This window comes from Streptomyces sp. NPDC002773 (assembly GCF_040295605.1).
Lineage (GTDB): Bacteria > Actinomycetota > Actinomycetes > Streptomycetales > Streptomycetaceae > Streptomyces.
This window is the reverse complement of the sequence record NZ_JBEOVO010000011.1, coordinates 79547-103273: the sequence shown is the minus strand read 5'-3', so window position 1 is coordinate 103273 and position 23727 is coordinate 79547. Positions and strand designations below refer to the sequence as shown.

17 protein-coding genes are annotated in these 23727 nt (G+C 72.9%); 10 read left to right on the top strand and 7 right to left on the bottom strand.

Annotation, left to right across the window (positions count from 1 at the left end; genetic code table 11):
- The first annotated feature begins 288 nt into the window (after window positions 1–288).
- The 4 genes from ABT034_RS16375 (at window position 289) to ABT034_RS16360 (ending at window position 5384) form a co-directional block, all read left to right on the top strand.
- Window positions 289–1701, top strand: coding sequence for a family 2B encapsulin nanocompartment shell protein (locus tag ABT034_RS16375; protein ID WP_351215588.1), 1413 nt, complete (start codon window positions 289–291; stop codon window positions 1699–1701).
- 196 nt (window positions 1702–1897) lie between these two features.
- Window positions 1898–3127: a family 2 encapsulin nanocompartment cargo protein terpene cyclase gene (locus ABT034_RS16370; RefSeq protein WP_351215586.1), complete on the top strand. Its 1230-nt coding sequence runs from the start codon at window positions 1898–1900 to the stop codon at window positions 3125–3127.
- Between the two features lie 14 nt (window positions 3128–3141).
- Window positions 3142–4026, top strand: a complete 885-nt coding sequence (locus ABT034_RS16365; RefSeq protein ID WP_351215584.1) for a geranyl diphosphate 2-C-methyltransferase — start codon at window positions 3142–3144, stop codon at window positions 4024–4026.
- Between the two features lie 215 nt (window positions 4027–4241).
- The gene (locus ABT034_RS16360; RefSeq protein WP_351215582.1) at window positions 4242–5384 is read left to right on the top strand and encodes an alpha-lytic protease prodomain-containing protein; all 1143 of its coding nucleotides are present in this window, start codon (window positions 4242–4244) and stop codon (window positions 5382–5384) included.
- 122 nt (window positions 5385–5506) lie between these two features.
- Here the strand turns inward: ABT034_RS16360 and ABT034_RS16355 are convergent, their stop codons facing one another.
- Genes ABT034_RS16355 through ABT034_RS16345 form a run of 3 tightly spaced genes read right to left on the bottom strand, consistent with a single transcriptional unit; the run spans window position 5507 to window position 7749 of the window.
- Window positions 5507–5887, bottom strand: a complete 381-nt coding sequence (locus ABT034_RS16355) for a hypothetical protein (RefSeq protein ID WP_351215580.1) — start codon at window positions 5885–5887, stop codon at window positions 5507–5509.
- Between the two features lie 49 nt (window positions 5888–5936).
- Window positions 5937–6641, bottom strand: coding sequence for a nucleotidyltransferase family protein (locus tag ABT034_RS16350; RefSeq protein WP_502972942.1), 705 nt, complete (start codon window positions 6639–6641; stop codon window positions 5937–5939).
- A 55-nt stretch (window positions 6642–6696) separates the two neighbouring features.
- Window positions 6697–7749, bottom strand: a complete 1053-nt coding sequence (locus tag ABT034_RS16345; protein ID WP_351215578.1) for a DNA topoisomerase IB — start codon at window positions 7747–7749, stop codon at window positions 6697–6699.
- Between the two features lie 116 nt (window positions 7750–7865).
- On the opposite strand from ABT034_RS16345, the gene ABT034_RS16340 reads away from it, so the two are divergent.
- The 6 genes from ABT034_RS16340 (at window position 7866) to ABT034_RS16315 (ending at window position 14991) form a co-directional block, all read left to right on the top strand.
- Window positions 7866–8522 carry a UdgX family uracil-DNA binding protein gene (locus ABT034_RS16340; protein WP_351215576.1) on the top strand — a complete coding sequence of 219 codons (657 nt, stop codon included), beginning with the start codon at window positions 7866–7868 and terminating at the stop codon, window positions 8520–8522.
- 121 nt (window positions 8523–8643) lie between these two features.
- Window positions 8644–10443, top strand: a complete 1800-nt coding sequence (locus ABT034_RS16335; RefSeq protein WP_351215574.1) for a thiamine pyrophosphate-requiring protein — start codon at window positions 8644–8646, stop codon at window positions 10441–10443.
- 135 nt (window positions 10444–10578) lie between these two features.
- Window positions 10579–10914, top strand: a complete 336-nt coding sequence (locus tag ABT034_RS16330; protein WP_351215572.1) for a DUF3040 domain-containing protein — start codon at window positions 10579–10581, stop codon at window positions 10912–10914.
- Between the two features lie 89 nt (window positions 10915–11003).
- A complete protein-coding gene (locus ABT034_RS16325; protein WP_351215570.1) occupies window positions 11004–11495 on the top strand; it encodes an SRPBCC family protein in 492 nt (163 codons plus the stop codon).
- Window positions 11496–11550: 55 nt separating this feature from the next.
- Window positions 11551–11976 carry an STAS domain-containing protein gene (locus tag ABT034_RS16320; RefSeq protein ID WP_351215568.1) on the top strand — a complete coding sequence of 142 codons (426 nt, stop codon included), beginning with the start codon at window positions 11551–11553 and terminating at the stop codon, window positions 11974–11976.
- A 69-nt stretch (window positions 11977–12045) separates the two neighbouring features.
- Window positions 12046–14991: a hybrid sensor histidine kinase/response regulator gene (locus tag ABT034_RS16315; protein ID WP_351215566.1), complete on the top strand. Its 2946-nt coding sequence runs from the start codon at window positions 12046–12048 to the stop codon at window positions 14989–14991.
- Here the strand turns inward: ABT034_RS16315 and ABT034_RS16310 are convergent, their stop codons facing one another.
- The 4 genes from ABT034_RS16310 to ABT034_RS16295 form a co-directional block, all read right to left on the bottom strand.
- Window positions 14992–17280 (bottom strand): SpoIIE family protein phosphatase, encoded by a 2289-nt coding sequence (locus ABT034_RS16310; RefSeq protein ID WP_351215564.1) that lies wholly within the window; start codon window positions 17278–17280, stop codon window positions 14992–14994.
- Between the two features lie 207 nt (window positions 17281–17487).
- Entirely contained in the window at window positions 17488–19677 is a 2190-nt protein-coding gene (gene katG / locus ABT034_RS16305) for a catalase/peroxidase HPI (protein ID WP_351215562.1), read from the bottom strand.
- A gap of 235 nt (window positions 19678–19912) precedes the next feature.
- A complete protein-coding gene (locus ABT034_RS16300; RefSeq protein ID WP_351215560.1) occupies window positions 19913–21475 on the bottom strand; it encodes a DUF4139 domain-containing protein in 1563 nt (520 codons plus the stop codon).
- A gap of 8 nt (window positions 21476–21483) precedes the next feature.
- Window positions 21484–23619, bottom strand: coding sequence for a DUF4139 domain-containing protein (locus tag ABT034_RS16295; RefSeq protein WP_351215558.1), 2136 nt, complete (start codon window positions 23617–23619; stop codon window positions 21484–21486).
- Between the last annotated feature and the right edge of the window lie 108 nt (window positions 23620–23727).

Below are 23727 nucleotides of genomic sequence, written 5' to 3'. Positions count from 1 at the left end.
GTGTTTGTCGCAGTAAGGCACTCTTCGTCCCTCCGTGAATTCCCTTGTGCCGGGCCGAAAACCGCCGTTCGCGCGGTTAAACCTCGTACGGATCAAGATCGCCGTTTCGAGGTAATGCCCCCGGTCCGATGAGGCATGTCGGGATCACCGACCGTTACTGTTCCCCCGGATCTGGACGGATTCCCAGAGATTCACCCCGTTCCTCCTTTTCCTCCCCCTTTCTCCTCCTCCTCGGTCTGCGCACCCGTGCGCGGGCCGCCACCCCCCTCCCAAGGAGAGCCCGCCCCCATGACCGTTGACACAAGCCCGGACGCACAGCTGGACGCCCCGAAGCAGTCCAGCCTGAGCACCGCGGCCGCCCGGAACCTCGCCACCACGACCAAGTCCGCCCCGCAGATGCAGGAGATCAGCTCGCGCTGGCTGCTGCGGATGCTCCCCTGGGTGGAGACCAAGGGCGGCGCCTACCGGGTCAACCGCCGGCTGAGCTACACGGTCGGGGACGGTCGCGTCGAATTCGTCCAGGACGGTGCACACGTCCGGGTGATCCCCCGCGAACTCGGCGAACTCGCGCTGCTGCGCGACTTCGAGGACGAGGAGGTGCTGAACGCACTGGCCGCCCGCTGCGTCCAGCGCGACTTCGGCGTCGGTGAGGTCCTGGTCGAGCGCGGCGCCCCCGCCGAGCAGATCCACCTGATCGCCCACGGCCGGATCAGGCAGACCTCGCTCGGCAAGTACGGCGACGAGGTGACCGTGGCGGTGCTCGCCGACGGCGACCGGTTCGGTGAGAACGCCCTTCTGGACGCCGACGCCCGATACGACTACACCGCCACCGCCGAGACCTCCGGCACGCTCCTCACCCTCTCCCGGGCCGAGTTCGCCGCCGTACAGTCCTCCGCGCCGGCCCTCCAGGCGCACATCGAGGAGTTCAGCTCGCTGCCCCAGCAGCGGCAGAACCGCCATGGCGAGGCCGAGATCGCCATGTCGGCCGGCCACACCGGCGAGGTCGACCTGCCGGGCGCCTTCGTCGACTACGAGCTCAAGCCGCGCGAGTACGAACTCTCCGTCGCGCAGACCGTGCTGCGGGTCCACACGAGGGTCGCCGACCTCTACAACGGGCCGATGAACCAGACCGAGGAGCAGCTCAGGCTCACCATCGAGGCTCTGCGCGAGCGCCAGGAGCACGAGCTGATCAACAACCGGGAGTTCGGCCTCCTCCACAACGCCGACTTCAAGCAGCGGATCCAGACGCACTCCGGCCCGCCCACCCCGGACGACCTCGACGAGCTCCTCTGCCGCCGCCGCGGCACCAAGCTCTTCCTCGCCCACCCGCGGACCATCGCCGCGATCGGACGCGAGTGGAACGCCCACGGGCTCTACCCGGACACCGTCGAGCTCGACGGGCACCGGGTCCTGGGCTGGCGAGGGGTCCCGATCCTGCCCTGCAACAAGATCCCCATCACCAAGGAGAACACCAGCTCGATCCTCGCCATGCGCCTCGGCGAGGACAACCAGGGCGTCATCGGTCTGCGCCAGACCGGACTGCCGGAGGAGTACGAGCCGGGCCTTTCGGTGCGCTTCATGGGCATCAGCGAGCAGGCGATCATGTCGTACCTCGTCACCACGTACTACTCCGCCGCCATCCTCGTGCCCAACGCGCTCGGCGTCCTGGAGAACGTGCAGATCGCGCGCAGGCGCGACTAGGCCGCGTCCGGGGCGCGAGCCGCCCCGCGACAGCAACGCCAGCAACAGCAGCAACGCCAGCAACAGCAGCAACGACAGCAAAGACAGCAACGACAGCAACGACAGCAACGACAGCAACGACGGCCCGGGGGTCTCCCGGGCCGGTCCAGCGTGCCCGGGAGCCCGGACAGTTCACCCCCTCACCAAGGAGTCACGGATGCCCGAACCCGGGCCTTCCCCTCTGCAGTCGAGCCTGCCCACCGCCACCACCCACTTCGGGGCCCGCGTCCTCGGCCGGTCGGCCCCGCCCGTCGAGGCCGCCGGCACCGGCGCGACCGCCGAAGCCGCCGTCGCCGCGCCGCCCCTCCCCGGCCCGGGATGGACCCCGTCCGGCCCCACCGGGCTCGGCACGGCGGCCCTGTCCCTGGCCCGGCACGAGGCGGCACCGGCCCCCGAGGCGCCGGCGGCGGGGCGGCCGATCCCCGGCCTCTACTTCCACCCCGTACCGGAACCGGACCCGGCACGGGTGGACGAGGTCAGCCGCCGGATCAAGGCGTGGGCCCTGGATGAGGTCCAGCTGTTCCCCGAGGACTGGGAGGGCGAGTTCGACGGGTTCTCCGTCGGGCGCTACATGGTCGCCTGCCACCCGGACGCCCCGACCGTCGAGCACGTCATGCTCGCCACCCGCCTCATGGTCGCCGAGAACGCCGTCGACGACTGCTATTGCGAGGACCACGGCGGTTCGCCCATCGGACTCGGCGGCCGCCTCCTCCTCGCGCACACCGCGCTCGACCCGCTGCACACGACGGGGGAGTACCAGTCGGCGTGGGCGGAGTCGCTCCACGCGGACGCCCCCCGGCGCGCCTACCGCTCCGCCATGGAGTACTTCACCGCCCAGGCCACCCCCTCCCAGGCCGACCGGTACCGGCACGACATGGCCCGGCTGCACCTGGGGTACCTCGCCGAGGCGGCCTGGACCGAGACGAACCACGTGCCGGAGGTGTGGGAGTACCTGGCGATGCGCCAGTTCAACAACTTCCGCCCCTGCCCCACCATCACGGACTCCGTCGGCGGCTACGAACTGCCAGCGGACCTGCACGCCCAGCCGGCCATGCAGCGCGTCCTCGCGCTCGCCGGGAACGCCACCACCATCGTGAACGACCTGTACTCGTACACGAAGGAACTCGCCAGTCCCGGCAAGCACCTGAACCTGCCCGTGGTGATCGCCGAACGGGAGAACCTCTCCGACAAGGAGGGGTACCTGAAGGCCGTCGAGGTCCACAACGACCTCATGCGCGACTTCGAGGCCGCGGCCGCCGACCTCGCCGCGGCCTGCCCCGTCCCGAGCGTGCTGCGCTTCCTGCGGGGCGTGGCCGTGTGGGTCGACGGCAACCACTACTGGCACCAGACCAACACCTACCGCTACAGCCTGCCCGATTTCTGGTAAGAAATGGATTATCTGTGACCAGCACCGAGTACACCACCGTCAACGGCACCTCCGCGTTCGTCCCCTCTCCGGCGACGCCCTACCAGGGCGACATCGCCCGCTACTGGAACGACGAGGCCAGGCCCGTGAACCTGCGCCTGGGTGATGTCGACGGCCTCTACCACCACCACTACGGCATCGGCGACATCGACCACGCCGCCCTCGGGGACATCGAGGACAGCGAGTACGAGAAGAAGCTGATCGCCGAGCTGCACCGGCTGGAGTCCGCGCAGGCCGTGGTGCTCATGGACCACCTCGGCTCCATCGGACGGGACGACACGCTCGTGGACGCGGGCTGCGGCCGCGGCGGTTCGATGGTCATGGCCCACCAGCGCTTCGGCTGCAAGGTCGAGGGCGTCACCCTCTCCGCCAAGCAGGCCGACTTCGGCAACCAGCGCGCCAAGGAACTCGGCATCGAGGACCATGTGCGCGCCCGCGTCTGCAACATGCTCGACATGCCCTTCGAGACGGGGCAGGCCGCGGGCTCGTGGAACAACGAGTCCAGCATGTACGTCGACCTGCACGACCTCTTCGCCGAGCACTCCCGGGTCCTCGCGGTCGGCGGCCGTTACGTGACCATCACCGGCTGCTGGAACCCGCGGTACGGCCAGCCCTCGAAGTGGGTCTCCCAGATCAACGCGCACTTCGAGTGCAACATCCACTCCCGCCGCGAGTACCTGCGCGCGATGGCCGACAACCGTCTCGTACCGCAGGCCGTCATCGACCTGACGCCGGACACCCTGCCGTACTGGGAGCTGCGTGCGACCTCGTCCCTCGTCACCGGCATCGAGGAGGCGTTCATCAACTCCTACAAGGACGGCTCCTTCCAGTACGTCCTGATCGCGGCCGACCGCGTCTGACCGCGTCCAGCCGGCCGAGGTCCGGCCGGCACGCCAGGGCCGGGTCCGTCAACCGACGGACCCGGCCCCTTCGGCTGCCCCGTCGCCGCCGGTGGTCCGACGCTCGGCTCTGATTTCTGTACATGGTATGGACCTGACAAGTGAAGGCCGCTAGCGTACGCCGTGCTTGTTTGAGAGCGCTCTCAACGTCCTCTTTCCCCCACCAGGAGGCTCCTGTGAGACGTACATCAGCCCTGCGCGCCGCCGTCGCGGCCCTCATGCTCACCGTCGGACTCAGCGCCGCCCACGCCGTCCCCGCGAGCGCCGAACCCTCCGGCGCCGCGCCCACCGCCTCCGCCGGTCTCCTCGACGCCATGCGCCGGGACCTCGGGCTCACGGACAAGCAGGCCGCCGAGCGGCTGAAGGCCGAACGGGACGCGGCACGGGTCGAGCTCGAGGCGAAGAAGGCGGCGGGCGACTCGTACGGCGGCGCCTGGTTCGACGTACGCAGCGGACGGCTCGTCGTCGGTCTCACCGACCGGGGCGAGGAGGCGGAGGTCCGGGCGCTCGGCGCCGACACCCGGCTCGTCCGGCACAGCGCCGGCGCACTCGACCGCGCCAAGGCCCGCCTCGACGCCCGCTCGGCCCCGGCCGGTGTCGCCGGCTGGCACGTCGACCCCCGCACCAACAGCGTCGTCGTCACCGTCGTCCGCGCCGACCGGGACGCGCCCGCCGTGCGCGCCTTCGTCGAGCGGGCCCGCGAGAGCGCGCCCGTCACCGTCGCCGAGACGGCGGCCGCACCCCGTACGTACGCCGCGGGAACTGTCGGCGGCGACCCGTACTACACCGGCAACGTCCGCTGCTCCATCGGCTTCTCCGTGCACGGCGGCTTCGTCACCGCCGGCCACTGCGGCCGGGCCGGGGCCGCCGTCCGCGGCTGGGACGGCTCCGCGATGGGCACCTTCCAGGGCTCCTCGTTCCCCGGCGACGACTACGCGCACGTGAGCATCCACAGCGGCTGGTGGACGGTCCCGGTCGTGCTCGGCTGGGGGACGGTGCCGGACCGGCTCGTCCGCGGCTCGGCGGAGGCGCCCGTGGGGGCGTCCATCTGCCGCTCCGGGTCCACGACCCGGTGGCACTGCGGCACCGTCCTGGGCAAGAACCAGACGGTGAACTACAGCCAGGGCGCGGTGCACCAGATGACGAAGACCAGCGTGTGCGCGGAGGGCGGTGACTCCGGCGGCGCGTTCATCAGCGGCGACCAGGCCCAGGGCGTCACCTCGGGCGGCTGGGGCAACTGCTCGACCGGCGGCGAGACCTGGTTCCAGCCCGTCAACGAGATCCTCGGCCGGTACGGGCTGACGCTCCACACGGCCTGAGCCCGCCGAGGGGCGGCGCCCGTGCCCCGGACCGGTGGGGTCGAGAACCGCGACCATCGACCACCGGCCCGGGGCGCGGCGCCGACGCCCTCCGGCGGGATTTCAGGGGCCGCCGCGGCTCCTCATCGAGGCCTCTCGTCCCCCTTGCCCGTCATCCGCTCCCAGAGCCCCGGGTGGGCGTCGCCGGCCGGCGGCCCGGTGCGGTCGTCGTGGTACTCGCGGTCCTCGCGCGGCGGGACCTCCGACCGGCGGTGGGTCGCTCGCGTGCCGTGCGCACCCGTACGCCTTCGCCGGGCCATGCCTCCGAGGACCATGGCGAGGGCGAGGCAGAGGACCAGCGCGATACCGATGCCGGCGAGGAAGGCGCCCAGAGTGTCGACCGTGCCGACGGGGTGGTCCAGCACCGTCGCCTCGTACTTCGGGCTGCCGGAGATGTTGTCGGCGATGAGGAGACCGGTGAAGGCTCCGGCGGCGATGAGCAGCAGAAGTCCGATGAGAAGCATGGCGGCTCCTCCTTTCTTCGCTGTGGGCGACTGCCCGGAGGCAGCGGGCTCACTCGCCCGGCCCGCCGTCCTCGGCGTCGTCGCTCGGCCGGATGACGTCGAGGAGCTCGAGGAGGTACAGGAAGGCGGCCGCCATCGGCTCGTCCCCGGTCTCCTTCCGTACGCGGTCCCAGTCGACCCGCTCACGGAGACCCCGTGCGACGGGGAGGAGCTTTCCGTAGTCGCAGTGGTGCTCGGACAGGGCGGCGAGCCGCCCCACCATGAGGTCGGTCGGGTCGATGACCGGCATGTGCACCGAGTCCACGGGCAGCGTCCACGCGCGTTCGAGCAGCTCGCTGGTGACGGGCCGGCCCGCGAGGGAGAAGATCAGGTCGATGTGCTCCCCGCCCCTACGGGCCTTGACCAGCCAGTCCTCCGGCGGATCGACGATCTCGATCCCGTGTTCGCGCAGGAGGCCCTTCACGGTGTCGGCGTCCTCGCGGCGCACGGCGAAGTCCGTGTCGTGCTGGAGCCGCACGGGGATCCCGTAGGCGTACGCCGCGACGCTCCCCACCAGGGCGAACGGGCATTCCGATGCCTTGAGGACGCCGGCGATCTCCTTGGTGACCTCGAGAATCGCCTGGGTATGGTCCAGCGGAAGGTCCTGCTCCGGCATACCCCCCGCGGTGCGCGCCGCGAAGCCCGCGATCCGGGCGGGAAGCGGATCGCCCGGCGACGTGCGGGCGTCCAGGGGGCGGCCTTCGGCAAGGTTCATGGAGCTTCCTCCTCACAGGTGCCGCCGCTGCTCGTCGAGGGGCGGGAACAAGCGGCTACCCAGCGCGCGGGGAAGAACGCCTCCGAGGTCGGTCGGGCTCCTCCAGGAGGTCGAGCACGGCGCGTTCCACGGCGCCCCGCGTCGCCGGATGTCCGAACACGCCGTGCTCGCCGAGACGTTCGAGCACGGCGGCGACCGTGACCCCCTCGGCGAACCGCTCGATGACGCGCGGCGCGATGTACGAGCCGCGGCAGACCGCGGGGGTGTTGCCCAGATAGTCGCTCACCTCGCAGACGGCCCGCCGCACCGCCTTCCGGCGGGCCGTCACCGACTCGGCCCCGGCCTCCTCCGACACCGCGAGCGCGACGGCCGCGAGGACGGTCGCGTGCCAGGTACGGAAGTCCTTGGCGCTCATGTCCACGCCGGACCGGTCCCGCAGATAGGCGTTCAGGGCCTCCGCGTGCACCTCGTGCCATGCCCCGCCCCGCCAGTACGCGAAGAGCCGGGGGCTGTCGCCGCCCCGGCGCACGAGGGCCCGGATCACCCGGCGGACCGGCTCGTCGACGAGGGCGGCGGTCACCTGCTTGCCGGACTTGCCGGGGTAGTCGAACTCGACGAGGACGCCGGAGCAGCTGACCTGCGACCGAAGGAGGGTCGTCAGCCCGTACGAGCCGTTGTCCAGCCGGTAGCGGTCTCCGCCGACGCGGAAGAAGCCCAGGTCGAGCAGGCGGGCCGCGCAGGCCAGGACCCGCTCCTCGCACAGCCCGCGGCGCCCGGGGTCGCGCTCCACCGCCGCCCGCAACCGGGGCAGCGCGGCGGCGACCTCGTGCACGTGCTCGTGCTTGGCGCGCTCCTGACGGGCGCGGAACTCCTCGTGGTACAGGTACTGCCTGCGGCCCGAGTCGTCCGTCCCGACGGCCTGGACGTGCCCGTTGGGCCAGGGGCAGATCCACACGTCACGCCAGGCCGGGGGGATCACCAGGGCGCGTACGCGTGCGCGGTCGGCCTCCGGCAGAGGCCGGTCCCGCGCGTCGAGATAGCGGAAACCACGGCCGTGGCGGACACGGCGCCAACCGGGCCCGCCTGCATCACTGGTCCTCAGTCGCACCCCATGCCTGTGCCCCGGATCGGCGGAATCACGCGAGGCGGACCTCCGCCCGCCACGGTTGGGCGGGTGCCGAGCGGGCAGCCGCCAGGGGGACGCGAACAGCCGGGAGGCGCACGATGCCCGACAGCAGTGCCGGCGGGCCCGGTCCCGACGCGTACGACGCGACGCCCTACCTGCCGCGCCGTGGCGGCCTGCCGGCGCACCGGCGGGCCGCCGCCGACTGCCGGGGCTGCCCGCTGTACCGCGACGCGACCGGGACCGTCTTCGGCAAGGGCGGCAAGGACGCGCGCGTGATGCTGGTCGGAGAGCAGCCCGGAGACCAGGAGGACCGCGAGGGCGTCCCCTTCGTGGGTCCCGCCGGGAGGCTGCTCTCCCGCGCCCTGGGCGACGCGGGGCTCGACGAGGACGACCTGTACGTCACCAACGCGGTCAAGCACTTCAAGTTCACCCGGGACGAGACCCGGAAGCGCCGTATCCACAAGGCGCCCAGCCTGCGCGAGACCCTCGCCTGCCAACCCTGGCTCACGGCCGAACTCCAGCTCGTCGCACCCGAGTTGGTGATCGTCCTCGGCGCCACGGCCGGCCGGGCCCTGCTCGGGCCGTCCTTCCGTGTCGGCGCCGACCGGGGCGTGCCGCGCCCCCTGCCGAACGCGGAGAACGGGGCCCGGGTCCTCGCGACCGTGCACCCCTCCGCCGTGCTCCGCGCGCCGGACCGGAAGGCCGCGTACGAGGGCCTCGTCGCGGACCTGAGGACCGCCGCCGGACTGCTGTGAAGCCCTCACGCCGAACCGCCGCGTTTCCACGAAGGCCGCCCGGGCAGCCGCTCCCCAAGCACGACGAGCGACGAACTGACCGAACGGGCGTTACACGCCGAACGAACGGAGGCGACCCATCATGTCCAAGGTGACGGTCGGCGACCACCTGCTCGACCGGCTCCGCGCCTGGGGCGTCAACCATGTCTTCGGCTACCCGGGCGACGGCATCAACGGCCTCCTCGCCGCCTGGTCACGAGCCGGGGACGACCCCCGGTTCATCCAGGCGCGGCACGAGGAGACGGCCGCCTTCGAGGCCGTCGGATACGCCAAGTTCTCCGGACACGTCGGCGTCTGCGTGGCGACCTCGGGCCCCGGCGCCGTCCATCTCCTCAACGGCCTGTACGACGCCAAGCTCGACCACGTCCCCGTCGTGGCCATCGTCGGCCAGACGGCCCGCAGCGCCATGGGCGGCTCCTACCAGCAGGAGGTCGACCTGCACACCCTGTTCAAGGACGTGGCGAGCGCCTACCTGGAGACCGTCACCGTCCCCGAGCAGCTCCCGAACGTGCTCGACCGGGCCATGCGCACCGCCTACGCGCGCCGCGCCCCCACCGCCCTGATCATCCCGGCGGACGTCCAGGAACTGCCGTACTCCCCACCGGAACACGCCCACAAGATGGTCCCCTCCAGCCTCGACGTGAGCGGCTGGGCCCCGGTGCCCGACGACGACTCCCTCGCCCGTGCCGCCGCCGTCCTCAACGAGGGCGAACGGGTCGCCCTGCTCATCGGGCAGGGAGCGGCGGGCGCCGCCCGCGAGGTCCAGGAGACGGCCGAGGCCCTCGGCGCGGGCGTCGCGAAGGCGCTGCTCGGCAAGGACGCGCTGAGCGACGAACTGCCGTACGTGACGGGCTCCATCGGCCTCCTCGGCACCCGCCCCTCGTACGAGCTGATGCGGGACTGCGACACCCTCCTGACCGTCGGCTCCAACTTCCCGTACTCCGAGTTCCTGCCCCCGTACGGGCAGGCCCGGGCCGTCCAGATCGACATCGACCCGCACATGGTGGGCCTGAGGTACCCGTACGAGGTCAACCTGGTCGGCGACGCGGCGACCACCCTGCGCCGACTCCTTCCGCTGCTCACCCGCAAGGCGGACCGCGGCTGGCGGGAGTCCGTGACCGGCGGAGTGCGCAAGTGGAAGACGGTCATGGAGCGCAGGGCCGCGCTCTCCGCGGACCCGGTCAACCCCGAGTGGGTGGCGGCGGCCCTCGACCCGCTGCTGCCCGACGACGCGATGATCACCTCGGACTCCGGTTCCATGGCCACCTGGTACGCCCGCCACCTCACGATGCGCGGCACCATGCGCGGCTCGCTCTCCGGCACCCTCGCCTCCATGGGCTGCGCAGTCCCGTACGCGATCGGCGCCAAGTTCGCCCACCCCGACCGGCCCGCGATCGCCCTGGTGGGAGACGGGGCCATGCAGATGAACGGCATGGCGGAGCTGATCACCGTCGCCAAGTACGCCGGTGAGTGGACCGATCCGCGGCTCGTGGTGGCCGTGTGGAACAACGGCGACCTGAACCAGGTCAGCTGGGAGCTGCGGGCCCTGGGCGGAACGCCACCCTTCGAGGCCTCGCAGTCCCTCCCCGACGTGCCGTACGCGGACTTCGCCCGCTCCCTCGGGATGACCGGCATCCGCGTCACCGACCCGGACCGCGTCGAGGACGCCTGGCGCGAGGCCCTGGCGGCGGACGGGCCCGCGGTCCTCGACTTCCGTACCGACCCCGCCGTGCCCCCCATCCCGCCGCACGCCACCTGGGAGCAGATGGAGGCCACACTCGCCTCCCTGGCGCACGGCGGCAGCGAGGGCGGTCACGTCGTCGTGCAGGGACTCAAGGCGAAGGCGCAGGAGCTGCTGCAGCGCGACCCCGGCAGGCGGTGACGGACGCGCCGCCGGGAATCCCCCGGCGCGTGGAGCCCGCCGGTCGCCCGACCGGGCCCAGGCGTGGTTGAGCCGGGTCCGTCTGGGCAGCGGCAGAAGAGGACGCCGGTCGGAGCACGGCGGGAGGTGTCCGTGATGGACGAGGCCCGGCTCTCGGAACGTGAGCGACGCATCCTGGCGGAGATCGAGCAGCGGCTTGAGGAGGATCAGCCGCTCGCCCGGGGCCTGCGCACGATGCGGCGCGAACCCCTTCGCCGGGCCGACGGCGGGCGCAGGCGCCCGACGGTGCTCGGCCTCTGCGCCCTCGGCGCCGCGACCCTGGCCCTGCTCGTCCTGGCCGTCGCCACCGAGGCCCCGATCCTGATCTGGGCCTTCGCCGCCGTCTGGGTCCTGACCCTGGTCACCCTGCTGCGTCTGGTGGTCCGTTGGACGAGCCGCATGGCCGGGACGACCAGGGCACCGGAGAAGTGAGGCGCGCCCCGCCCCGGGGGTTACGGGAGCCGCCACCGGGTAGCCGCGCAGCCGTCCCGGTACTCCACCGACCGAGGGAGATGACCGCGATGGTGCACGACACGATCAGGGTGGACGCCCCCGTGCGCGAGGTCTACGACCAGTGGACGCAGTTCGAGGAGTTCCCCCGGTTCATGGACGGCGTGGAGGAGGTCCGGCAGCTCGACGACCGGCACTGCCACTGGCGGACGCGGGTCGCCGGGGTGACCCGCGAGTTCGACACCGAGATCGTCGACCAGCTGCCCGACGAGCGGATCGCCTGGCGGACCGTCGGCGGGGACGTGAAGCAGCAGGGCGTCGTGACCTTCCAGCGCCTCGACGACTCCCACACGGAAGTGACGCTGGCGATGGAACTCGAACCGGAGGGCGTCGCCGAGAAGGCGGCGGCGGCCGTGGGCATGGTCGACAGCCGCGTGGGCAGCGACCTGCTCCGCTTCAAGGAGTTCATCGAGGAGCACGACAGGGCGACCGGGGGTTGGCGCGGCCGATTGCGGCCCGGCGACGCACCGGAACCCACCGAGGGGCGGGACGCACAGCCGTAGGGGGAGACCCCGCGGCGCCGAGGGGGCCAGCGACGGGAAGGAGGCTCGCGATCTCATGCAGGGTGACAACCGTGCGGAGGCAGACATCGGATTGGGACGCGTCGGCACGCCCCACAGCGCGGCCGACGACGACCCGGTGGAGCCCATCGCCGTCCTCGTCAGGCCCGACACCCCCTCGGGGACCGTCGTACTCGCCCTGCGGGGCGAGCTCGACTACGGGACGTCCGCGCCCCTGCGCGACGCCCTGGAGGAGAACACCGGGTCCGGCCGCGTCGTCGTCGACTGCTCAGGACTGCGGTTCTGCGACTCGACCGGACTCAACCTGCTCCTCAAGGCACGGCTGAAGATGCAGGGCGACGGCGGACGCCTGGACCTCGCGGGGCTCCGGGCCCCGGTCGACCGCATGTTCGAGATCACGGGGGCGCGGACCGTCTTCCGCGTGTACGGCGACACGGACGAGGCACTGGCCGATCCGCCCTGAGAACCGCCTCGGACCCGCCGCGGACGTTCTCCGGAGGCCCCCGCTCCGGCCGCGCCCTAATGTGGGGTGGTGGAGATCGGCGAGAACGGCGAGATCGGTGACGACGGGCTTCAACGCCTGCTCGCCGGGCTGACCGCCGTACGGGACGGCGAACTCTCCGTACGCCTGGCCGAGGGCTCCGACGGTGTACTCGGCGAGATCGCCGGCGTGTACAACGACATGGTCGACCGGCTCTCCCTGCTCACCTCGGAAGTCACCCGCGTCGCGGGAGAGGTCGGCGGGCAGGGCCTCCTCGGCAGCCGGGTCCGGGAAGCGCGGGCGCGCGGGGTGTGGCAGGAGGTCACCACCGGCGTCAACACGATGGCCGACAACCTCACGTCACAGGTCCGCTCCATCGCCCAGGTCGCCACCGCCGTCGCGCGCGGCGACCTCACACAGAAGATCCGGGTCGACGCCCGCGGCGAGGTCCTGGAACTGAAGGAGACCATCAACACGATGGTCGACCGGCTCTCCTCCTTCGCCGAGGAGGTCACCCGGGTGGCCCGCGAGGTCGGCACGGAGGGCAAACTCGGCGGCCAGGCCACCGTCGGAGGGGTGTCGGGCACCTGGAAGGACCTCACCGACAACGTCAACTCCATGGCCGACAACCTCACCAACCAGGTGCGCAACATCGCCCAGGTCACCACCGCCGTCGCCCAGGGCGACCTGACCACCCGGATCGACGTCTCCGCGCGCGGCGAGATCCTGGAACTCAAGACCACCATCAACACCATGGTCGACCAACTGTCCTCGTTCGCCGCCGAGGTGACCCGGGTGGCCCGCGAGGTGGGCACGGAGGGCAAACTCGGCGGCCAGGCCGAGGTCGAAGGCGTCTCCGGCACCTGGATGCGCCTCACCGAGAACGTCAACGAGCTCGCCGGGAACCTCACCCGCCAGGTCCGCGCCATCGCCGAGGTCACCAGCGCCGTCGCCGAGGGCGACCTCACCCGCTCCATCACCGTCGACGCCCCCGGCGAGGTCGGCGAACTCCGCGACAACATCAACGCCATGGTGGAGTCCCTGCGCGCCACCACCCAGGCCAACCAGGAACAGGACTGGCTGCAGACCAACCTCGCCCGGATCACCGGGCTCCTCCAGGGCACCCGCGGCCTCCCCGAGATGGCCGAGCTGACCATGGCCGAGGTGCCGCCGCTCGTCTCCGCCCAGTACGGCGCCTTCTTCGTCGCCGAGGAGGACGAGCGCGGCCCCGGCCTCGTCATGGCCGCCTCGTACGGACTCCCCGACGCGGCGGAGGACGGCGAACCGCGCCGGTTCCGCCCCGGCGAGGGACTCGTCGGCCAGGCGGCACACGGCCGCCGCCCCCTCGTCGTCGACCCGGTGCCGCCGGGCTACGTCACGATCTCCTCCGGCGTGGGCTCCGCGGAACCCCGCGCCCTGATCGTGCTCCCCATCGTCGTCGAGGACCAGGTGCTCGGCGCCGTCGAACTCGCCTCCCTGCACCCCTTCACGGGACTGCGCCGCGACTTCCTCGACCGGTTCGTGGACAGCGCGGGCGCCGTCCTCAGCTCCCTCGTCGCCAACCTGCGCACCGACGCGCTGCTCGGCCAGTCACGCACCCTCGCCGACGAACTCCGCTCCCGCACGGAGGAGTTGCAGGCCCGGCAGCGGGAACTCCAGCGCTCCAACGCCGAACTCCTGGAGAAGGCCGCCCTCCTCGCCGAACGCAACAAGGACATCGAATCGAAGAACCGGGTCATCGAACAGGCCCGGCAGGAGCTGGAGACCAGGGCCCAGCAGCTCTCCCGCACCTCCATGTACAAGTCCGAGTTCCTCGCCAACATGAGCCACGAACTGCGGACCCCGCTCAACAGCCTCCTCATCCTGGCCCGGCTGCTCACCCAGAACCCCGACGGCAACCTGACACAGAAACAGGTCGACTACGCGGAGGTCATCCACTCCGCCGGATCCGATCTGCTCCAGCTCATCGACGACATCCTGGACCTCTCCAAGGTGGAGGCGGGCAAGATGGAGGTCCGGCACGAGCCGTTCGCCATGTCCCAGCTCCTGGAGTACCTGGAGTCGACCTTCGGCCCGGTCGCCGACGAACGCGGGCTCGACTTCTCCGTGACCGTCGCACCTGACGTACCCGGCTACCTCACCACCGACGAGGGACGGCTCCGCCAGGTGCTGCGCAACCTGCTCTCCAACGCGCTGAAGTTCACCGACACGGGCCGGGTCGAGCTGACCGTCGCCCACACGCCCCCCGACGACGCCCCGGCCGCCCTGCGCGACGGCCGCCCCGTCCTGGCCTTCCGCGTCACCGACACCGGCGTCGGCATCCCCGCCGACCGCCTCCGGCACATCTTCGACGCCTTCCAGCAGGGCGACGGCACCACCGCCCGCCAGTACGGCGGGACCGGCCTCGGCCTCTCCATCAGCCGCGAGGTCGCCAGGCTCCTCGGCGGCACCATCACCGTCGAGAGCATGCCGGGCCGGGGCAGCACCTTCACCTTCCACCTCCCGGAGCGGGCGGTGCCCCGCGAACCGGCCACCACCGCACCGGCCGACGACCCGCAGGACCGCGACGGCGGCCCCGCGAGCACCTCAGCCGGCGCGGACAGCCCCGAACGGGCCGGCGGCACGGTGCTCGTGGTCGACGACGACACCCGCAACGTGTACGCGCTCACCGAGGTCCTCGAAGCACAGGGACTGCGGGTCCTCACGGCCGACGGAGGGCGCCGCGGCATCGACCTGGTGGCCGCCCACGAGGAGATCCGGCTGGTCCTCATGGACGTCATGATGGCCGGGACCGACGGCTACCGGGCCATCGAGGAGATCCGGCGGCTCCCCGGCCGCGCCGACCTCCCGATCATCGTCGTCACCGCGAAGGCCATGCCGGGCGACCGGGCGAGCGCCCTGGAGGCGGGCGCCGACGACTACCTCGCCAAACCGGTCGACCAGACGGAACTCCTGGTCAAGATCCGGCGCAGCCTGGCGAACAGGCCGGCGCACTGACTACCGCCCCCTGAGCCGTACCGCCACCACGCTGGTGTCGTCGTCGGTGTCCCCCGTCACCATGCCGAGCAGGCCGTCCACCAGCTGCTCCAGGTCCTCCTCGGCGGCGAGTTCCTCCGCCGCGGCGACCAGCAGGCCGAGCCCGGTGCCCAGGCCGTCGTGGCGCCGCTCCACCAGGCCGTCCGTGTACAGCAGCAGGGTGTCGCCCGGCCGCAGCGCCGTGCGGCGCTCCTGGTACCTGGAGGAGGCCGTCGCCCCCAGCAGGATGTCCTGGGGCGGATCGAGCAGCGTCGCCCGACCGTCCCTGAGCAGCAGCAGGGGCAGATGCCCGGCGCTCGACCAGACGAGCTCGCCGTCCTCGGGGTCGTACAGCGCGCACACCGCCGTCGCGGTGCTCCCGCCGCCCGTCCGCAGCGTGACCTCGTTGAGCCAGCCGAGGAGCTGCCCGGGACCGCGGCCGGTGAAGGCGAGCGCCCGCTGCGCGTTGCGCAGGGCGACCATGCCGGTGACGGAGTCGATCCCGTGCCCCGCGATGTCCCCGACGGCCACCAGGACCTTGCCGCTCGGCAGCGGAAGCACGTCGTACCAGTCGCCGCCCACCTGGTACTCCTCGGCCGCCGGCCGGTACCGGGAGGCCGCCACGAGGCCGCCCGGCAGCTCCTGGAGGGCGGGCACCTCGGGGACGATCGCCCGCTGGAGCTGGAGGGCGAGCTGATGCCGGACGTCCGCCTGGTCACGGACGGCGTTGAGGTGGTCGAACGTCGCCGTCAGGGCGAGTTCGGTCCGTCTGCTCGCCGACACGTCCTGGTAGACGCCGACGCAGCCGGTGACCGTCTCGCCGTCGAGGAGCGGCTCCGCCGCCACCCGGACATGACGCACCGAGCCGTCGGGGAGCAGGACCCTGAGCACCGTCTGCGCGCCCGCCCCGCGTTCCGTCAGGGTCGTCAGCAGGCCGGTCAGCGCCTCGCCGTCGTCCCTGTGGATCCGCCCGCGGAGGGCCAGGAGCGGTACCGGAGCCTCGTGCCGGGACATGCCGAAGATTCCGTACGCCTGCTCGGACCACACCGTCTCGCCGCCGTCCAGGCTGTCCTGGAAGGTCGCGACCGTCTGGAGCCTCGCGACCGCCCGGCCCACCGCGAGCCGGTGGTCGCCGGAGGCGTGCCACAGGACGACGGCCAGCTCCTCGCCGGCCGGCAGGACCCGCACGTCCAGGAGCGGAGCCGGAACCCCTCCCGCCCCGGCGCCCGTTCCCGCCCCGGCCGTCACCGGGAGCCGGGCCGCGTGCTGGGCCCGCCGGGTGCGGCGGACCCGCCGTACCAAACGGGCGAGCTCCCGGTGCGCCAGCGGGAAGAGGCGGGTCAGGGACCTGTCGTCGGCGGGGAGCGGACCGCCGAACGTGGCCACCGCCTCCTCGTTGGCGTGTTCCACCGTCGGCGTCCCGGACGGGCCGTGCGTGCGCAGCAGCGCCGCGGGGTGGGTCAGCGCGTCGAGGACGTCCACGAGCACCGGGGCTCCGGGCTCGGGGGAGTCGGGGCGGTCGAGGACGGTACTCGCCACCGTCAGCAGCTGGGTGACGGCCCGCCGGGTCCGGGTGTCGAACGTCCTGGGCTCCGGCCAGCCGACGAGCGCCAGGCCGATCGTGGCGCCACGCCTCCGCAGCGGCACGAGCGCGCGGGCCGCGACCGCCGAGGCCCCCGGAAGTGCGGCGGCGTCCGCCGGGCCGCCACCCAGCCACAGGGGCGTGTTCTCGACGAGGGCGGTCCGCAGGGGCGCGGGGGCGGCAGGGGGGATCCCGCGCCACGCCGCCGCCTCCGTCGCGGAGACCCCGGCGCACCCGGCGAGCCGCAGGTGCCCGGCGTCGGCGCACCGCCACAGCCACAGACTGTCCGCGCCCAGCAGGGCGAGACCGCCCTCCAGGAGCGTACGGGCCGCCTCGCCGACGCTGTCCGCCGTCTCGGCGGCGGTGGCCGTACGCCGCAGCCGCCGGGCGGGGAGGGGCGGAGCCGGCCCGGGATCGACGTGCGGGTCGCCCGGCGCGGCGACGGCGTTCACGATGTCGGCGGCGAGGTCCTCCGGGGACACACCCGTCGCCCGGGCGAGATCCTCCAGATGGTCGGCCGCTCCGGCCGTGGACTGTCCCAGCTGGGCGGCGAGCATCCCGGTGGCGAGATCGATCAGATGACGGCGCGCCGCCCGCTCCCGCAGCCGCCGGTTCTCCGCGGCGAGCCCGGCGAAGCCCGGGACCGGTTCGGCGGCGGACGCCCCTGAGGAACCCCCGGAACCCGTCAAGGCGACCTCCGATCCGCCCGCGCGCAGTGAGGTGGAGCGGCTGCGCGCACGAAGAGGGAGCAGATACGCGTACGCGTACGAATTCTACCCGCGAGGCCCTCCGCGCGGCCCGGCGCGACGAGGCCCCCGCCTGCCGCGACCGGCCCCGCGGCCCGGCGGCGTCGGCGCGACCCGCGCCGGTACCGCCGGGCCGACCGGAGCCCGGGATCAGGCCAGGTCGAACCGATCGAGGTTCATGACCTTGTCCCACGCCGCCACGAAGTCCCGCACGAACTTCTCCCCCGCGTCCTGGGAGGCGTAGACCTCCGCCAGGGCGCGGAGCTGGGAGTGGGAGCCGAAGACGAGGTCGACGGCGGTCGCGGTCCACCGGACCTCACCCGTCGTACGGTCCCGGCCCTCGAACACGTTCTCGGTCGCGGTCGACGCCTTCCACTCCGTGCCCATGTCCAGCAGGTTCACGAAGAAGTCGGTGGTCAACGCCCCCGGCCGGTCGGTGAACACACCGTGCCGCGCGCCCCGGAAGCCGGCGTCCAGGGCCCGCATGCCACCGATCAGGACCGTCATCTCGGGTGCCGTCAGCGTCAACATGTTGGCCCGGTCGAGCAGCAGGGTCTCCGGCGACAGCTTCTCCCCTGCCGGGAGGTAGTTGCGGAACCCGTCCGCCCTCGGTTCGAGCACGGCGAACGACTCCACGTCGGTCTGCTCCTGCGAGGCGTCCGTACGCCCCGGTGCGAAGGGGACCGTGATGTCGTACCCGGCGTTCCGCGCGGCCTGTTCGACGGCGGCGCAGCCGCCCAGGACGATCAGGTCGGCGAGCGACACCTTCACGCCGTCGGACCGGGAGGCCTCGAACTCCTGCCGGATCTGGTCGAGCGCCTGTACGGTCCCGGCCACCTCGGGCAGGTCGTTCACCTCCCAGTCCCGCTGCGGCGCGAGCCGGATCCGTGCCCCGTTGGCCCCGCCGCGCTTGTCGGTGCCGCGGAAGCTCGCCGCCGACGCCCACGCCGTGGTGACCAGCTGGGAGAGGGTCGGCCCCGAGGCGAGGATCCGGCCCTTGAGGTCGGCGAGGTCCACGTCCGTGACGAGCGCGTGATCGACCGCGGGCACCGGGTCCTGCCACAGCTGCGGCTCGGGGATCCACGGGCCGAGGTACCGCGACACGGGCCCCATGTCGCGGTGCAGCAGCTTGTACCAGGCCTTGCCGAACGCCTCCGCGAGCCTCTCCGGGTTCTCGTGGAAGCTCTTCGCGATCGGACCGTAGACCGGATCCATCCTCAGCGCGAGGTCCGTCGTCAGCATCATGGGCGCGTGCCGCTTCGACGGATCATGGGCGTCGGGCACCGTGTCCCGGGCCGTGGGATCCGTGGGCGTCCACTGCTTCGCGCCGGCCGGACTCGTCGTCAGTTCCCAGTCGTACCGGAAGAGGTTGTCCAGGTAGCCGTTGTCCCACTTCGTCGGCTCGGAGGTCCACGCCCCTTCGAGTCCGCTGGTGAGCGAGTCGGCCCCGACGCCGCGGCCGCACGTGTTCCGCCAGCCGATGCCCTGCTGCTCGATGGGGGCGGCCTCCGGCTCCGGACCGATGCACTCCGGATCGACCGCGCCGTGGCACTTGCCGAACGTGTGGCCGCCGATGATGAGAGCGGCCGTCTCCTCGTCGTTCATCGCCATGCGCGCGAACGTCTCGCGAATGTCCCGGGCCGCGGCGATCGGATCCGGATTCCCGTTGGGACCCTCCGGATTGACGTAGATGAGCCCCATCTGCACGGCGCCGAAAGGCCCGGTGAGTTCCCGGTCGCCGCTGTACCGCTCATCTCCCAGCCAGGTGTCCTCCGGCCCCCAGAAGATCTCCTCGGGCTCCCAGACGTCCTTCCGGCCGAAACCGAAACCGAACGTCTTGAACCCCATGGATTCCATCGCGCAGTTGCCGGCGAAGACCAGCAGATCGGCCCAGGAGATCTTCCGGCCGTACTTCTGCTTGACCGGCCAGAGCAGCCGGCGCGCCTTGTCGAGCGACGCGTTGTCCGGCCAGCTGTTCAGCGGAGCGAAACGCTGGGCGCCGTCGCCGCCACCGCCCCTGCCGTCCTCGATGCGGTACGTCCCCGCGGCGTGCCAGCTCATCCGGATGAAGAGCGGCCCGTAGTGGCCGTAGTCGGCGGGCCACCAGTCCTGCGACGCCGTCATCACCTCGAAGACGTCCCGCTTCAGCGCGTCGACGTCCAGAGTCGCGAATTCCTTCGCGTAGTCGAAGTCCTCGTCCATCGGATCGGATTGGGGCGAATGCTGGTGGAGCACCTGGAGGTCCAGCTGATTCGGCCACCAGTCCCGATTCGTCCTGGGGCGGGTCGGCGTGGGAGCCGGGGAGGGGATTGCCGGGTTCTCGCTTTCGCTGCCGGACACGTCCGTCCTTCTTCCTGTCGCGGTGTTTCCGTCTGCGGGCCGCCTGCTCCTGACCTCGTCCGCTGCTCGGGGTCACGACTGCGGCTCGGCGTCCAAATGGTCGCGCACCGCGCACCTACCCGCTGAGAGAACACGCAGGGCACCACCGCGCAAGAAGCTGCCGAATTCCGAACCTCGCGCTCAGAACCCCGCCCTGAGAACCCCGCGCCCAGGGCCCGGCGCTCAGGGCTCCCCCTCAGAGCCCGGCGACCTTGGCGCTCGCCGACAGCTCGTAGACCAGGGTGACCGTGCGGCGGCCCCCCGGCGGCAGAGGGACGTCCCAGCGGGCGATGCCCTCGGCGTCGACCGCGTCGGGCGCGGGCGAGCAGGCATCCTCGCGCAGCCGTACCTCCACGGCCGAGACCTCGGAGACCGGGATCCGCTCCCGGAGGACGACCACCCGGTCACCGAGCTCCCCGGGCGGGGAGAACCGCGACAGACTCAGCCGGACGGTGCGGGTCACCACGGTCCGCTGCGTGATCCCGGTGGTGTCGCGGGACTCCTCGGTCTCCCGGACGACCCGGTGGTCGTCGCGGCTGCCGAAGGCCAGCTCGACCGGGGCGCCGGGGGTGGTGAAGTCCAGCGTCCCGCGACCGCTGAAGCCACCGCCGCGGACGAGGTCCACGGGGCCGGCGAGCAGCACGTGCCCGGACAGGTTGTCGAACCGCACCACTTGGGTGACCAGCGGGGAGAGCTCGGGCGAGCAGGCGTACTCGCTGTGCGCGGCCGTGGTGAAGGCGGAGAGCGGCACCCGGTGGGCGCGCCCGTCCGAGGGCATCGAGACCGGCGCGGGGGAGTGCAGCACCCGCGCCTCGCCACCGTCGTCGACCCCCGGCAGACCGAGAACCGGGGCCGGTCCGAGGTCCCCGATCTCCTCCTCGCGGAGCTCGACGTCGACCGTCCGGCGTTCCGCGGCCGTACGGTCCTTGAGCGTCAGCCGGTCCTCCGTGAGGCGCGGTGGATCGGTGGCCAGCGCCGACCGGGCCGTCGACAGCGTCATCCGCACGTCCGACCAGTCCTCGCCGGTGTGCTGCCAGACGACCGCCTCCGTCTCCAGCGTCAGGGAGTCACCGTCGAGGACGGCCCGGTAGGCGGGCCGCCAGAGCGCGCACGGGCTGAGATGACTCAGGCGCAGCCCGGCCGGCCCGGCGACCGCGGCCTCCACGGTCAGCTCGATGTGGCCGACCAGTTCGGCGGGCTCCTCCTCCGTGACGTCCATGGCCCGCCGGACCTCGCGGAGTTCGGCGGCGAGCGCGGCCAGCCGGGCGGCCGCGGTACGGAGCTGCTCGCCGTACGTGTCGCGCTCGGCGTCGATCCGGTCGAGCTCGCGGGCCCAGCGAGCACTGTCGGTCTCCCCGGAGCCGGCGCCCTCACCGATCTCCCGCAGGACGTCGGTGGCGAGGCGGCCGAGGAGGTCGAGCCGGGCCTGGAGCCGCTCGCGCCGCCGTTCCAGGTCGCGCTGCTCCTCCTCCAGGGCGTGCGCGCGGTGGCGCAGGACGGAGTCGGCCTCGGCCGGCCGGCGCGGTCCCCGTGGCGTCCAGTCGCGGACGACGCGTACGTCGAGCACGGTGGCCGGGTGTCCGGAGGTCAGCTCGGCGTGGAGGGTACGGTCGACGGCCAGCGCGCTGACCGGGCCGAGGCGCAGCCGCTGGACGCCGGCCTCCAGGTCGAGTGCGACGGCGCGCTCGATGTGGGCGCGGTCCTCCAGGAGGGTGACGGCGGTGACGGGGACGGCGATCGTCTTCGCGGCCGTGGACATGGGGTGTCTCAGCTCCTGCGGTTGCCGCCGACCAGGGCTTTGCCGGCCGGGATACGGATCTCGTAGCCGCCGTCGAGGGCGGTGGTGCCACCGGCGGGAAGCTCCACGCGCCGGACGCGGGTACCGGGGGCGTGCTGCTCGGACCCGGCGCCGTCGGCGGGCGCCGTCCAGCCGGCCCGCTCCTCGATGCGGACGTCCGCTTCGGAGGCGACGGGGACGCGCTCGCGTACCTCCACCGTGACGGGTCGCGCGAGCAGGTTGGCCAGTTCCACGCGGACGTGGTGGTCGAGCACGGTGATGTTGTTGCGCAGCCCCGCGGTCGACTCGCGCAGGTTCGTACGGCGGGTGACCCGGATTCCCTCGGCCGGACCGAGCCCCACCCTGCGGACGCCCCCGGGGGCGAGCGTGGGCAGCGCGGTGGTGAGGAGGAACTCGTCGTCGACGGTGACCTCCACGGGGCCGGCCAGCAGCGCCTGGTCGGTGGCGTTGGAGAGCACGAGCGTCGCGTACACGGTCTGCTCCACGGACGGCACACAGAGGTACTCGGTGCGCAGACCGACCGGGATCTCGGTGACGGTGACGGTGTGCCAGGTCCCGTCCGACGGCACGTCGGCGCGGGCGGCCGCGTCGAAGCGGTGGTCGAACGAGCCCGCCGACTCGCGTGGCCGCACGGCGTGCCCGGGCAGCCGCAGCGAGGCCACCGCCTCGGCGCGGCGACGGTACTCGGCCGCCACCGCGTCGTACGGCGACGAGGGGAACAGGCGCCCCCGGCGGCCGCCCGGCTCGTCGGGGCCGCTGAGGACCAGGGCGGTGTAGTCGAGTTCGTCGCCGCTCGGCTGCGGCGGACCGGCCACCGGCGGTGGCGGTGGCGGCGCGGCCCGGCCCGGAGCCGCGGGTGCGGAGGGGGCCATGGCGGCGGGGGCGGGCGCCCCGGTGAAGGACGGAGCGGCGGCACGCGGCGCGGCGCCCGGTTGCGCGGGGCCGAAGCCGTACGCGCCGCCCGGCACCGGCGGCGCGGCCCCGAAGCCCTGGGGCTCCGGCGGGGGCGGCGGAACAGGCCCGCCGTAGCCCACCGACGGCGGGGGCGGCACCTCGCCGTACACGGCGTCCTCCGGTACGGCCCCGCCGGCGGCCGCGGATCCGGCCGGGGAGCCGGGGGCGCCCCCGGCCCGCCGCCCGGCGGCGGCGCGCGGGGTGGGGCGGGGTTTGGCGGCCGCGTACCCGGCGAAGAGGTCGGAGAGCCCCGCCGGGGGTTCGCGCCAGCCGGAGGGCGCGGGGGCGGCCTGGCGCCGTCCGATCCGGACCGAACGGAGCCGCGGCAGGTCGGTGCGGCGCCGGAGGTCGGCGGTGGCCAGGGCGATGCGCACCCCGGTCCAGTCCTCGCCGGTGCGCTGGGCGACCGAGGCACGCAGCACCAGACGGCCGGTGTCGTCGCCCTGACGGTGGGTGAGACGGTAGGCCGGGACCCAGACGGCGCCCGGCACCCCGTACTCGAGGTCCAGTCGCACCTCGGCGTCAGCGGAGTCAGTGGTGTCCGGGGTGCCCGCGAGGGTCAGGAGCGCGGAGACCGTGGTGTTCACGTGCGCCGCAGGTGTGTCCGTGGAGGCGCGGTCGAGCCTGTCGGCGGCGACGGTGAGCTCGTGCTCGGCGTCGAGCAGCGCCCGTTCGAGCTCGGCGAGACGCGCGTGCAGCGCGGTCAGCCGCTCGTCGACGAAGTCGGCGAGCTCCAGCCACGCGTCGACCGGGGTACGGCGGTGCGGATCGTCGCGCTTGCGGCCCGGCGGCACCGGGTGCAGGCCCCTGACCTCCGCGATCAGACCCAGCTGCCGGTCCCGGCGTCCCTCCGCCGCCGCGTACGCGTCGCGCAGCCGTTCGACCTCGTGCCGCAAGGCGTCGGGCGCCCCGCCGTCGTCGGCGCCGGGCGCCTCGACCTCCACCCGGGCCTCGGTGACCCGCACCCCGGGCGCGCCCAGGACGCGGGCGCGCAGGGAGCCCGGGTCCAGCGTCCGGGGCAGCCCCGTCACCCGTACCCGGCCGTCCGGAGGCACGAGGCCCCGGGCGAGGCGGTGGCAGAGCGCGCCTTGTGCGTACACCACGACCGAATCGAGGGTCGATCCCCACCTCGGTGCCGTGTCAGCCGTCATGAGCCCCGCCCCCCGTCGTGTCCATGCTGAGCGAAGCCTACGCCCGAGCCGTCCGGTGGTTGGGCCGCCCCCGGAGTGGGACGCTGAGTGGTGGGGGTCCGTGCCGAC